Origin of the sequence: Brevibacillus laterosporus, from assembly GCA_007833815.1 — a bacterium.
GTDB classification, from domain to species: Bacteria; Bacillota; Bacilli; order Brevibacillales; family Brevibacillaceae; genus Brevibacillus_B; species Brevibacillus_B laterosporus_D.
This window is the reverse complement of sequence record CP033464.1, coordinates 3,780,708-3,796,212: the sequence shown is the minus strand read 5'-3', so window position 1 is coordinate 3,796,212 and position 15,505 is coordinate 3,780,708. Positions and strand designations below refer to the sequence as shown.

The following is a 15,505-nucleotide window of genomic DNA, read 5'->3' as shown; positions in this document are numbered from 1 at the left end:
ACTCCGGCGCACACGGGTAGGCCTTGTTGGCTTCTGACGTGTGCGCGGGGGACACTTTTTCTACCAATGGAAAATCACATTAATTATTGGAATGCGGGGTGTATGTACAAGAATGTTTGACAAGCAAAACGTAGAGGATATTTACTTTTTATCTCCCATGCAAGCGGGGATGCTGTTTCATTCGTTAAAAGACAAAGACCACCATACATATTTCGAACAGCTTGACTTTCCTATACAAGGCGAGCTGAATGTCGCTCTTGTGGAACAGGCGGCCAATCAATTGATCAGTCGCTACAGCATTCTGCGTACCGCTTTTCTTTATAAAAATGTAAGCAAGCCGTTGCAAGTGGTACTCAAACAACGTCCGATCAAGGTGGATTACCGCGATATCTGCCACCTGAACGAACAGCAGCAACAGACCTACCTGACTGAACTTAAAAATACGGACAAAGCGAAAGGCTTCTCCCTGACCAGCGATGCGCTGATGCGTTACACCGTCGTGCAGACAGGTGATACAAGTTGGAATCTGATCTGGAGCTACCACCATATCCTGATGGATGGTTGGTGTTTCGGTATTGTGATGGATGACTTCTTCGGACTGTATGAACAAGCTCGCACCAACAAGCAACTCCCAATGGACAGAGTGGTGCCGTACAGTCGCTACATCAAATGGCTGGAGCAACAGGACCAAGAAGAAGCGCTTGATTATTGGAAGACCTGCTTGCAAAACTACGAGCAGCAGACCACTTTGCCATCTCCTCATCCGATTGGCACCAAAATCGACCCTAGCTACCGTCAAGAGGAACTGTTCGTCACGATTGATGAGACGATAACCACAGAGCTTTCCGAACTGGCGAAAAAGCATCAGGTGACGATCAACCATCTGTTTCAAGCGGTCTGGGGAATTCTGTTGCAACGGTACAACAACAACGACGATGTAGTATTCGGTGTGGTTGTGAATGGTCGCCCCTCCGAAATCGAGGGCATTGATAAAATCGTCGGGGTCTGCATTAATACGATCCCGGTGCGTGTCAATGGTGGAAACGGGGTTACATTTGGACAGATCGTGCAAGAGGTTAAACGCCAAGCACTCACTTCGGAAAAATACGCATATGTGTCTCTCGCTGATATCCAAGCGGTCTCTGGCGGCGGGCAGCAAGAACTGTTCGACAATATCATCGTGTTCCAGAACTACCCGCTCAAATCAGAATTAGGCCACTACGGCAGTGGTCACGACTTAGGCTTTACGCTGGGCAAGTTGGAGGCGTTTGAACAAACCAACTACGGGATCAACGTCATTGTGGTTCCCGGCAAGCAGTTGACGCTTAAATTCAATTACAACGCCAATCAATACGACGGGGATTACATCAGCCGCATCGGAAAGCATCTTCAATCGATCATGCGTCAGATCACGCACAGCCCAGAGATTGCTGCGCATGAGATCAGTATCCTCACGGAAGAAGATCAAAAAGCGCTGGCGGCATGCAACGATACCGCAGCCGATTATTCACGGGACAAAACGATTCACCAACTGTTCGAGGAACAGGCGGCACGTACACCGGATCAAGTAGCGGTTGTCCAATACGGGGAGTCCATCACGTATGCAGAACTGAACCGCCGAGCGAATCAACTGGCTCACATGTTGCGTGAACGAGGGGTACAACCGTCCGAAATCATCGGCATTATGGCCGAACGTTCGATTCCGATGGTGATTGGGTTGCTCGCTATCCTCAAAGCAGGGGGCGCGTATCTGCCAATCGACCCTGAATATCCATCGGAACGAATTACCTATATGTTGCAAGACAGTGGAGCACGTCTGTTGTTGACCGACCAAACGTCAGAGGTTGTCCAGGCGTTCGGCGGTGAGGTGTTGCAACTGTTCGAAATACTTGTTTCAGACAATATTACCCGAAATCCAGAGCCGATAAACATCCCCCAAGACATTCTGTATGCGATTTATACATCGGGTACGACCGGCAAGCCAAAATGTACATTGGTCAAGCATCACAATCTCGTGAACCTGATCAGCTTTGAGTACGCGAGCACCTCGCTTGCATTCAATCGTGTGATGCAATTTACAACGATCAGCTTCGATGTTTGTGCGCAGGAGATTTTTTCAACGCTGCTCGCAGGTGGGGAGCTGCACATCATCGCAAGCGATGAAAAACGCGATGTGCTTCGTCTGCTCCAGTTTGTGGAGAAACATCAGATTGAAACAGCCTTTTTGCCGACGGCGCTAGTAAAATTCATTATTGCAGATCCGCTGTATGTGGAGAAGTTGCCTGCAAATCTCAAGCATATCGTCACAGCAGGTGAGCAATTGGTTCTTCCTGCGGTGTTCATAGACTATCTCCAGAAGCATGAACTCCAACTGCACAATCACTACGGTCCGTCCGAGACGCACGTCGTCACCACGTTGACGATGAAAGCGGGAGACAACCACCTGGAGCTTGTACCAATCGGTCGCCCGATTGCGAATACACAAATCCACATCTTGAATCGCTTCAATCAATTGCAACCACCGGGGATCAGCGGAGAAATCTACATCGCCGGAGAGAATGTGGGGGCAGGATATCTGCACCGTCCAGACCTGACGATGGAGAAGTTCGTCGACGACCCGTTCCATCCTGGTTCCAAGATGTACCGCACTGGTGACGTGGGCAGATACCTGGCAGACGGTATGATCGAGTTCCTGGGACGGATTGACCATCAGGTAAAAATACGTGGCTACCGCATCGAACCAGGTGAGATTGAGGCACAGTTGCTCAACCATCGTGCTGTGCAAAAAGTGTTCGTCACTGTCTACGAACAGGCGGGTACACCTGGTCTGTGCGCGTATTATGTTCCATCCGAGCCGGTTACGGCGGAGGAGCTTCGCAGTGATTTGGGACGAATACTCCCAGATTATATGATTCCATCGGTGCTGATCGAACTGGAAGATATGCCGCTCACCCCTAACAACAAGATTGACCGCCGCGCTCTGCCTAAGCCAGACGGGCAATCGGGTCGTATCTACGTAGCACCTTCCAATCCGACCGAAGAGGCATTGACTGTGATTTGGTCGGAAGTACTGGGTGTGCCGCGCTTAGGAGCGACCGACCATTTCTTCGACTTGGGTGGTCACTCGCTTAAGGCAACCATGCTGGTATCGCGTATCTATAAACAGTTCAATGTAGATGTACCGCTCAAAATGGTCTTCCAGCGTCCAACCGTGCGCGAACTGGCTGCTTATCTTACGCAGGCGGAGGCAGGCAGGTACGTGTCGATTCATCCGGCAGCTCCGACTAAGGGCAATGAATACACAGCCACACCAGCACAAAAACGGATTTTTGTCATCAGCCAGTTCGAAGGTGTGGACACCAGCTACAACATGCCAATGATGATGGATATCGAGGGTGAGATCGACCTTGATCGTCTGCGTCATGCACTGGATGAGATGACCCGCCGCCATGAAGCATTACGCACCTCTTTTTCCATGGAAAAGGATCATTTGGTACAACGCATCCAGTCGGTTGCCGAAATTCCGCTGACAGTGAAGGAAGCGATGGAGGTGAGCGTGGACGACGTGATCGCATCGTTGATCCAGCCGTTTGATCTGGGGCTTGCACCGCTGGCACGGGCTGCACTGGTGCGGATGGATGTGAGACGCTCCATTCTTTTGATCGACCTGCATCACATTATCGCGGATGGTGTGTCCATCCATGTGTTTTTCCAAGAATTAGGCAAGCTTTATAGTGGTCAAGACTTGCCGCCGCTCCACCTTCAATACAAAGATTACGCTGTTTGGCAACAGGAACAGTTGGCCGCCCGTGAAACCCATGCGCAAGTCGCGTTTTGGCAGGAGCAATTTAGTGGTGAGTTGCCGGTGTTAGAGGTGCTGACCGACTACCCGCGCCCGGTGATGCAAAGTTTCGACGGTGATCGCATCAGTTTTGAAATAGATGCGGATTTGACAAACAGACTCAAAGAGTTGTCAGCGCAAAATGGTTCGACGCTGTTCATGACCCTTTTGGCTGCGTACAACGTCTTCCTCGCCAAATATACTGGACAGCACGATATCATCGTCGGCTCGGCGATTGCCGGTCGTCCACACGCTGATCTTGAGTCGATCATCGGGATGTTCGTCAACACGATAGCGCTGCGTAACAAGCCGAAGTCTGACAAAACGTTCCGCATGTTCCTGCACGAAGTCAAGGAGAATCTGCTCAAAGCCTACGAACATCAAGATTATCCACTCGAATCATTGCTGGAACAACTCGGACTGCGCCGCGACCTAAGCCGCAACCCGCTGTTCGACACGATGTTCACTCTGCAAAATATCGAGCTCGGATTCGACGTGTTCGCGGGATTGCAAACCAAGCCACATGCATACAGCTACCAAGTCGCCAAGTTCGATCTTACCCTGCAAGGGCGGGAGATGGACGATAAGCTGGTGTTCGACTGGGAATATGCGACCAAGCTGTTCAAGCGTGAGACGCTACAGCGGATGGCGAAGCATTATGTCCATATCCTCGGGCAAGTGGCAGAAAAGATTGATCTGTCGATTGAACAGATTGAGTTGGTGACAGATGCGGAAAAAGAGCAACTGCTCGATGTATTCAATCAGACAAGCCGTGACCATGAGCTTGATCAAACGATCCATGCCTTGTTTGAAAAGCAAGTGCAGGAGCGACCGGAGCAGACTGCGTTGGTGTATCAGGAGCAGCGTCTAAGTTACGGCGAGTTAAATCAACGGGCTAACAACCTTGCCGCTGTACTTCAGGGAAAAGGAGTGGAGGCAGAAAGCATCGTAGCGATGATGGCGGAGCCTTCCTTAGAGATGATCGTCGGTATACTGGCTATCCTCAAAGCGGGAGGCGCGTTCTTGCCGATTGACCCTGCTTACCCGAGCGAGCGTGTACAGTATATGTTGTCCGACAGCGGGACGAAATGGCTGTTGACCAACTGCGGTACGAATCTGGCGGTGCTTGACTTTGCCGGAGATGTGATTGACCTGACTGATTCAGAGCTATATCAAGGGGAGAAATCATTACAGGCGCAAGGAACCAACGCGCAAAATCTGGCCTATGTCATCTATACGTCTGGCTCTACCGGTCAGCCAAAAGGTGTTATGGTTGAGCATCGTTCCCTCGTCAATCTGACACTTTGGCATCAAAGCGAGTACCAACTTACCGCAAACGACCGTACTACCAAATATGCAGGCTTTGGCTTCGATGCAACTGTATGGGAGATTTTCCCGACATTGGTTGCGGGAGCTTTGTTGCACGTGATCCGTCCTGATATCCGTCTTAATATCGAGCAACTGAACGAATATTTTGAAGCAAATAACATCACGGTAAGCTTCCTGCCGACACAGCTGTGCGAAGCGTTCATGAATCTGTCCAAGCAGAACCAATCGCTTCGTCTGGTTCTGACTGGCGGTGACAAGCTCAAATCGTTTACCCCGCAACGCTACCAGTTGGTCAACAACTATGGCCCGACAGAAAATACAGTTGTGACGACCCGGTACCGTATCGAGTCAGAGATGCCAAACATTCCAATCGGTAAGCCGATTTACAATGTTCGTGTCTACGTGCTCAACCAAATGACGCAGCTTCAGCCAATCGGCGTACCAGGTGAATTGTGTGTGGCAGGTGACAGTTTGGCTCGTGGTTACTTGAACCGTCCTGACCTGACAGCCGACAAATTCGTCGATGACCCGTTCGTACCTGGCGGGCGTATGTATCGCACTGGTGACCTGGTCGCATGGCGCGAAGACGGCAATCTGATCTATCTGGGTCGCATTGACCAACAGGTAAAAGTGAGAGGCTATCGCATCGAGTTGGGCGAAATCGAGACCCAACTGTTGACCCATCCGGATGTCACCGAGACGGCGGTTAAGATACACAACGACATGATCTGCGCTTACTACGTGGCATCAAAACCGGTTCGGATTGACGAACTACGCCAACATCTGGCTCGCATTTTGCCGGATTATATGATTCCAAGTCACTTTAAGTTGATGGAAATCCTGCCGCTGTCCGCCAATGGCAAGGTAGACCGCAAAGCATTGCCGAAGCCGGATGCCGAAGCGCTTGTTCAGACTGAATATGTGGCGGCTACCACCAGCATCGAAGAGACCTTGGCCGAGATCTGGGCCGATGTACTAAGCGTTGAGCGTGTCGGGGTAAAGGATAACTTCTTTGACCTCGGCGGTGACTCTATCAAGGCGATCCAGATCATGGCCCGTCTGACCAGTCATAACATCAAGCTGACGATCCGCGACTTATTCCAAAACCCGACGATTGAGCAGGTGACTCCGTATATCAATGTCACTAGCACCGTGATCGAGCAAGGAACAGTCGAGGGCGAAGTCAAGTTGACACCGATTCAACGGTGGTTCTTCAACCAGCAGTTCACCGACGCACATCACTGGAATCAGGCTATGATGCTGACTCATCCGGCAGGTATAGACGAGAATGCACTGCGTCAAGCCCTGCAAAAAGTGGTGGAACATCATGATGCATTACGGATGGTGTATGTAACCGAGGAGGGTGTAAACGATGAGGTTCGACAGATCAATCTGGGCATCGCAGGGGAGCTTTTCACCCTCGAAACGCTTGATTTATCTGATGAAATTGACTTGACTGTCCGCCTTGAGAGCGAAGGAACCCGTATTCAAACGGGTATTAGCTTGCACGAAGGACCACTCGTCCAAGCAGGTCTGTTCCGCACCAGGGAAGTTGACTATCTGTTGATCGCAATTCATCACCTTGTCGTCGATGGTGTATCTTGGCGCATTATCCTCGAAGATTTGGAGAATGCCTATCAACAAGCGCTCTCGCACCAATCGATCACCCTGCCACAGAAGACGCATTCCTACCAATACTGGGCAAACCAGTTGACGGATTACGCTACAGGAAAAACACTGCGTAAAGAACTGGATTACTGGCACAAACAAGAAAAGGTGCAGGTGGATAGTATCCCATCTGATCATGGAACTGGTGGCAATACATGGGGCGACATGCGTGTGGTCACATCGACATTTTCCACTGAAGCGACAGAGAAACTGCTCAAGAACGTTCATCAAGCGTACCAGACCGAGATCAATGATCTGCTCTTGACCGCGCTGGGATTGGCCTTGCATGAGTGGACAGGGGAGAATCGTTTTGCTGTCGAGTTGGAAGGGCATGGCCGCGAAGATATCATCCATGCCGTCGATATCAGCCGTACCGTCGGGTGGTTTACCAGCATGTATCCTGTCGTGATCGATATGTCTCATATTTCAGATCTGTCCTACCAGATCAAGATGATCAAAGAATCACTTCGCCAAATCCCGAATAAAGGAATCGGTTACGGTCTCTTGCGCTACATGACCGATCCACTCGAAAAAGACGCTTTGACTAGCATGATCAAACCTGCGATCAGTTTCAACTACTTGGGTCAGTTCGGCCAAGATAAATCCTCGGCAGGTTTCCAACGGACCGCGATGCCGACTGGCGCCCTGTTCAGTGCGAAAAGCGATCGTACCAATCTGATTGACATCACAGGCAGCGTCGCAGACGGCCAATTGACCCTGCACTGGATGTACAGCTCTCAACAGTACAACGAAGCCACGATTGAACGCCTTGCTGAGATGTACCTTTGTCAACTGACTCGCTGCATCGACCACTGTCTCAACAAAGAAGGAACAGACCTGACCCCAAGCGATGTGGGCTACAACAAGATTTCTATCGACAAGCTTAGTAAGATCTCAGGAAAACTCAAATCTATCAAAATCTAAGGAGAGGTAGTAACAAATGGGAGAACATGCAGAGATTAAGCTGATCCAACGGCTGTCCCCTCTCCAAGAAGGGATGCTGTTTCATCACATACTGGATCGCGACCATCACGCCTACTTCGAGCAGATGCGTTTCGTGTTGGAAGGACCGTTGAACCTTGACGCCTTCCAAAAAAGCCTCAACTTGCTCATTGAGCGTTACGATATCCTGCGCACGATTTTCATGTGCGAGGATTTGGAGGAACCGCTCCAAATCGTCTTGCAACAGCGCACAACGACCATCCATTACGAAGATATCTCGTCTCTGCCCGATGCAGAAAAAGCCACCCAAGTGGAGGCTTTCTGTCAACAGGACAAGGCAAAAGGATTCGATTTGACCAGTGACTTGCTTACCCGTATGTCTGTACTCAAGACAGGGGATGACACTTATCAAGTCATCTGGAGCTATCACCACATCTTGATGGACGGTTGGTGCTTCGGGATCATCCTCGGAGAGTTTTTCCAACTCTATCAGCAGGTGAATGACAATCTTCCTATTAGGTTAGAAGCTGTGGTGCCGTACAGTCACTATATTCAGTGGCTGGAGAATCAGGATCGCGAAGAGGCATTGGCCTACTGGAACCAGTATCTCTACGGCTATGAAGAACGTGTCAGCGTACCGCCCCAAATACCGGCATCCCAGACAGAGAGTGGCTATCAACCACAGGAACACCTCGTGACCCTGCCGACAGAGCTCACGGCCAAGCTGACCGGGCTTGCCCGCCGCTATCAGGTTACGATGAATCATGTGTTTCAAGCCGTCTGGAGCATTCTGCTCCAACGTTACAACAATACCAATGACGTTGTGTTCGGCGCAGTTGTCTCCGGCCGTCCATCCGACATCCCTGGTGTGGAGAGGATCGTTGGTCTGTTTATCAACTCGATCCCGGTTCGTGTGAAGATGCAAGCGGGGTTGACTTTTGAAGACCTGCTCCAACAGGTCAAAGGCGCAGCTCTCCGCTCCGAAGCATACGACTATGTGTCACTTACCGATATCCAGCAGCAGTCCGGTCTTCAGCAGAACTTGTTTGACCATCTGCTGGCGTATCAGAACTATCCGTCCCGCATCAGCACTGACGAGTTGGAGCAACAGATTGGCCTTCGTATACATGATATCGAGGTGTTCGAGCAGACCAACTACGATTTCAATATCTTGGCAGCCCAATCCGGTGACCAAATGCTGGTCAAGTTTATTTATAACGGGCAAAAGTTTACGCTTGATTTTATCCAAAGCATAAGTGGGCATCTGACCAAAGTGATGGAACAGATTACCGATAACCCTGCTCTTGTAGTCAACCATCTCGAAATCGTCACCGATGAGGAAAAACAACGACTACTCAACGAGTTTAATCCAGAGCAATCCTATACACCGTACACCCAAAGCATTGCCGAGGTGTTCGAATTCTGGTCGGAATCGCTTAAAGAAAGCATCGCCGTCGTGTTCGGCGACGATCAGTTGACCTATCAACAATTGAATGAAAAAGCCAACCAACTGGCCCGTCATCTGCAAGCCAAGGGAATCCGAGGAGGGCGTACCGTTGCCTTGGTGTTTGACCGCTCCATCGAGATGATCGTCGCCATGCTGGCCGTACTCAAAGCGGGCGGAGCCTATCTACCCATGGACCCTCAGTTCCCAGCTGACCGCATCGGGTTCCTGCAAAAGGATGCCGATGTCCAACTTGTATTGACCCAGACACATCTGATTAACCTGTATCCATGGCTGGTCGAAGCCATTCCACTTGATGACAACGCGCTCTACCAAGGGGATGCAAGCAATCTGCCGCAGCAGGCCAACGGGCCAAGTCTCGCGTTCATCCAATACACTTCCGGCTCAACAGGGAAGCCAAAAGGCAATCTGACCACTCATGCCAATGTGTTAAGGACTGTGGTCAATCCCAACTATGTCAACATCCGCGAGCAAGACCGGATTTTGCAGCTGTCCAACTATATTTTTGACGGCTCCATCTTCGACGTCTATGGTGCATTGCTCAATGGTGCTCGGCTGGTGCTGATCAAGCGCGAAGAGATGCTGGACGTCACCCAACTGGCTCGGGTCATCACTGAGAATGGCGTCACCATGACACTGATGACAACAGCCCTGTTCAATGCGGTGGTGGATGCGGACTTGCGCTGTATAGCTCCGCTGCACAAGATTTTGTTCGGTGGGGAAAAAGTCTCGGTTCACCACGTCCGCAGAGCGATACAATATCTCGGACCCAACCGACTCATTCATCTCTACGGTCCATCGGAAAACACGGTCTATTCCACGTACTATTCGGTCGGGCAGCTATCAGCTGACGCACACACAGTGCCTATCGGCAAACCAGTGAGTCAGACCCAACTATTCGTACTTGACCGAAATCAAAACCTTCAGCCAATCGGTGTTCCAGGTGAGTTGTGCATCGGGGGCGGTGGCTTAGTACGCGGTTATTTAGACCGCGACGAACTGACTGAAGAAAAATTCATTCCGCATCCGTATCGATCAGGCGAGCGTATCTACCGTACTGGTGACGTGGTCAAGTGGCTTTCGGACGGTAACTTGGAATACGTCTCTCGTCTCGACCATCTGGTCAAAATCCGTGGCTACCGTATTGAGCCAGGCGAGGTTACTCATGTTTTGTTGCAACATCCAAAGGTGCAAGACGCCATCGTGATCGATCGCCAAGACTCCCACGGGCTTGTCTACCTCGTCGCATATTACGTAGCTAACGGGGTGAAGCCAGAGGAACTGCGTCAGTCACTTGGTCAAAACCTGCCGGACTACATGACTCCAAGCTACTTTGTTGAGATGGAAAAACTGCCACTCACGCCAAACGGCAAGGTGGATCGCAACCAACTGCCTGAGATTGATGAACAATTTCACCGTAGCACCGAATATGTCGCACCATCAGATGAGTTGGAGTCCACGCTTGCCGAGATGTGGGGAGAAGTTCTGGGGCAGGCGAGAGTTGGAGTGGAAGACAACTTTTTCAGTATCGGCGGTCATTCAATTAAAGCGACCATGCTCGCATCACGCATCGCTATGCAGCTAGAAATTCATTTCCCACTCAAAGCGGTGTTTCAATATCCAACGATCCGTCAAATGGCTGATTATATCCGCAATGCTACCACACGCGAATATGTCGCAATCGAATCAGTTGACCATAAAGAAAATTATGTTACTACATCCGCACAAAAACGTCTTTACGTCATCCAACAGTTCGAAGGGGCGGGGACCAGCTACAACATGCCGTTGATGCTCTCCATTGAGGGATCTCTCGACACACAGCGTACCTGCTCGGTCTGGAGAAGCTTGGTGGATCGTCATGAGTCACTTCGAACTTCATTTACGATGGTAGATGGCGCTCTGATGCAACAGGTACATGAGAATTTAGAACTACCATTTGAGGTGATTGAAGCACCAGAGGCGAGCGAAGCAGAACTGAACGAGATCATCGAACAATTCATCCAGCCATTTGATTTGAGCCAAGCACCACTTATGCGTGGCCTAATCATCCGTGCTAGCGATACGCGTTACGTGCTTGTCGTGGATATGCATCACATCATCTCCGACGGTGTATCCATGAAACTCTTGGTTCAAGAGTTTAACCAACTCTATCAAGGTCAAGAACTGCCAGCTCTACGCATTCAGTACAAAGACTATGCGTCATGGCAACAGACCAAGATGCAGGGTAAAGAGGCTACACGTCAGGAAGAGTTCTGGCTCCATACCTTTGCTGGTGAATTACCAGTGCTCGACATGCCAACCGACTATGCCCGCGGTTCTGTTCAACAGTTTGAGGGGGACCGATACACCTTTACCTTGGATGAAAAACAGACAGCGGTGATTAACCGTTTCTGCGAGCAGAACCAAGTGACATTGTTTATGACTCTGATCGCGGCGTATAACGTGCTGCTTTCCAAATATACTGATCAGGAAGACATTATTGTCGGCTCACCTATCGTTGGCCGTCTACTTGCTGAGCTGGAACCAGTGGTCGGGATGTTCGTCAACACCTTGGCTCTGCGCAACAAGCCAGCTGCTGACAAGAGTTTCCGAGCGTTTGTGACCGAGGTAAAAGAGAACCTTCTTAATGCCTATGAGCATCAGGACTATCCGCTCGAAGAACTGATAGACAAGCTCAACCTGCGTCGAGACCTTAGCCGCAATCCGTTGTTTGACACGACATTTGCGGTGCAAAATATAGCGTTTGCCAAGCAAAACCTACCGGGCTTAACAGTCAGCAACTACGCCTATCCGTACAAGGTAGCGAAGTTTGACATGACAGTTCAGGTTGCAGAGTTGGATAGCGAACTGGTGTTTGATTGGGAGTACAGCACCTCCCTCTACAAGCGAGAGACCATCGAGCGCATGGCTGAGCATTTGACCCAGATCATCAGCGAAGCAGTCTTAGATCCGGATCGATCAATTGCTCAGATCGATATGGTAACGGCAGAGGAGCGCGAGCAATTACTGACTACTTTTAACGACACCCAAGCGGACTATCCAATTGATCAACTTGTGCATGCCTTAATCGAACAGCAGGCTATCGAACGACCTGATCACATCGCACTCGTGGATGAGTGGCAACAGCTGACCTACCAGCAGTTCAATGAAAAGGCAAATCAACTGGCCCGCAAGTTGCGCTCCATAGGCGTTGGTTCCGAAAGCATCGTAGCCATCATCGCAGACCACTCCGTGGAGATGGTCGTTGCACTGCTCGCAGTGCTCAAAGCCGGCGGTGCGTTCCTGCCGATTGCTCCAGATTATCCGGTTGAGCGCATGAATTATATGGTCAAAGAGGCGAACAGCAAATGGCTGTTGACCCATACGAAGTCACTACTTTCGTTGACTTTTGACGGGGAAATTTTGGCTCTTTCCGATACTTCACTGTATCAGGGCGAGACCACTAATTTGGAGCCTGTCACTACTTCCACCAATCTGGCATACGTCATCTTTACCTCCGGCTCTACGGGGCAGCCAAAAGGGGTGATGGTCGAACACCATTCGCTGATCAATCTCTGTTGTGGGATCAAGGAGCAGTACGAATTGACCCCGCAAGATCGTATGACCAAATACGCTGGCTTTGGATTCGATGCGACAATCTGGGAGATTTTCCCTAGCCTGACTGCAGGGGCAACGCTCCATCTGTTGAGTGATGAGGTGCGCTATGATATTGAGCGTTTGCACCACTACTATGATCACCATCAGATTACGGTGAGCTATCTACCGACTCAGATGTTCGAGTTGTTCATGGAATGGCCGACTCAGAGCTTGCGCATCATGAACACAGGTGGCGACAAACTGAATCGCTTTATTCCGCAATCCTGCCGTTTCATCAATAACTATGGTCCGTCAGAAAACACTGTTTTGGCAACATACTACGAAGTGACCGAGGCTCTGCCAAATATCCCAATTGGAAAACCCGCCCAAAATGTACGTATCCATGTGATCAACCGTCACGGAAAACTGCAACCAATCGGTGTGCCAGGTGAGTTGTGTATCTCCGGGGGTGGTCTGGCACGTGGTTATCTCAATCGGGCTGACCTGACTGATGCGGCGTTCGTGGCCAATCCGTTTGCTGAAGGGGAACGCATGTACTGCACAGGCGACATTGCCCGTTGGCTTCCAGACGGAAATCTTGAATTCCTAGGCCGTGGAGACCACCAAGTCAAAATTCGAGGCTACCGCATCGAACTGGGGGAGATCGAAAGCAGGCTCAATGCTTTCGAGGCAATCCAAACGGCTATCGTCGAGCCAAAGGAGTTAGATACCAAAAAAGTCCTCTGTGCCTACATCGTCGCCGAAGACGCACCCGATTATCGTGAACTGCGCAAATACCTTGCCGTACACCTACCGGACTATATGATTCCAACGTTCTACATCACGTTGCCGAAACTGCCGTTGACAACCAATGGCAAAGTCGATCGAAAAGCCTTGCCATTGCCTGATACCGAGACTCAGACCGGCAAACAGTATGTGGCTCCAACTAACGATAAGCAAGAACTGTTGACGATAATATTTGCCGATGTGCTGGGCGTGGAGCGCATTGGTATTCAGGATAACTTCTTTGACCTTGGCGGAGACTCAATTAACGCGATTCAGATTGTGGCCCGCTTGAGCAATCATCAGTTGAAGGCGGATATCAAGCAGATTTTTCTTTATCCGACCATCGAAGAGCTCAGCCTCTATGTCAAACAGATGAGCACCACCGCGACCCAAGGGGAAGTAGTGGGAGAGGTTCCACTGACACCGATCCAGCAGTGGTTCTTCGCTCAACAGATGACCAATCAGCACCACTGGAATCAATCGGTGATGTTGCATGCACAAACAGGATTAGAAGCAGAGATTCTTCGCACCGTTCTGACAGAATTAATGGGACATCATGACGCGTTGCGGATGGTCTACAACATGGAAGCAGACGGTCGTGTCATACAGACCAACAGTAGCATCGGAGAGGCGGAAGGAAAAGAATTCATCCTTGACATCATCGACTTGCGTGGTGTGAACAACGCGACGGTTTTGACCTCACGAATCGAGACGGAAGCCACCCGTATGCAACAGAGCCTTGATCTGACACACGGTCCCCTGTTCAAAGCAATCCTGTTCCAGACTGCTTGGGGCGACCACCTTTTGCTTACCATCCATCACTTGGTGGTAGACGGCGTATCCTGGCGAATTATACTGGAAGACTTACAGACTGCCTACCACCAAGCCCAGCGTGGCGAAGACATCCAGCTTCCGGACAAGACGCATTCCTATCAGGATTGGGCCCGCGCCCTTACGGAATATGCCGACAGCAAAACGATAGCCAAAGAGTGGCACTATTGGAAAGAGCTCGAAGCAATCAGTAATCAGCCGTTGCCACAAGATCATGCGGATGGAACCAATTTCTGGCGCAACCTTCAGAGCCAGGCCGCCAGTTTGACAAGCGAAGAGACGGATAACCTTCTCAAGCATGCTCATCAAGCCTATCATACCGAGATCAACGACCTGTTGCTCACCGCGCTGGCCCGCACGATTCACGAGTGGACAAGGGAAAGCCACGTGCTAGTCGATCTCGAAGGTCACGGACGCGAAGGTATCATCAAGGAAATCAACATCAGTCGAACAGTAGGTTGGTTCACTTCCTTGTATCCTGTCAATCTGACTATCCGTCCTGACCATGATCTCTCCTATCAGATCAAGGCGATAAAAGAATCCCTACGCATCGTTCCGCAAAAAGGAATAGGCTACGGCATCCTAAAGCATCTCGCAGGTTCAGCCCAGCGCGAAGGCTCCGCACTCACCCTGCAGCCCGAGATTAGTTTCAACTACCTCGGTCAGTTCGAGCAGAGCAAAGGAGAGGGATTGTTCCAGCCATCAGACATGCCTAAAGGACCGCTGTTCAGTCCGAACAGCAAACGTAGTTATGAATTGGATATTATTGGAAGTGTAAATGAGAGACAGTTGCACGTTCAAATCCTCTATAGCCAAGAGCGCTACCAAGACAGCACAATTACCAAGCTAGTGGAGCGTTATATGCACCATCTACGCTCGATTATCAATCACTGCCTGCAAAAAGAAGGCGCCGATCTCACCCCAAGTGATGTAGGTGATGAGGATCTGACCTTCGAAGAGCTGGACGACATCGCAGACTTTATCAACAATCTCTAATCTAATGCCGTGCCGCCACCAAGGCACAAGAGGAAGTGTGAGCTGTTATTATCCGAATGGACTTACGGCTC

At 50.4% G+C, this 15,505-nt stretch carries 2 protein-coding genes; both read left to right on the top strand.

The features are described 5' to 3' along the window. Positions 1-112 precede the first annotated feature (112 nt). Positions 113-7,762, top strand: a complete 7,650-nt coding sequence (locus EEL30_18925) for an amino acid adenylation domain-containing protein (GenBank protein QDX94175.1) — start codon at positions 113-115, stop codon at positions 7,760-7,762. A 16-nt stretch (positions 7,763-7,778) separates the two neighbouring features. After that, complete coding sequence (locus EEL30_18920; GenBank protein QDX94174.1) at positions 7,779-15,434, top strand: amino acid adenylation domain-containing protein; 7,656 nt, start codon at positions 7,779-7,781, stop codon at positions 15,432-15,434. Positions 15,435-15,505: the final 71 nt, after the last annotated feature.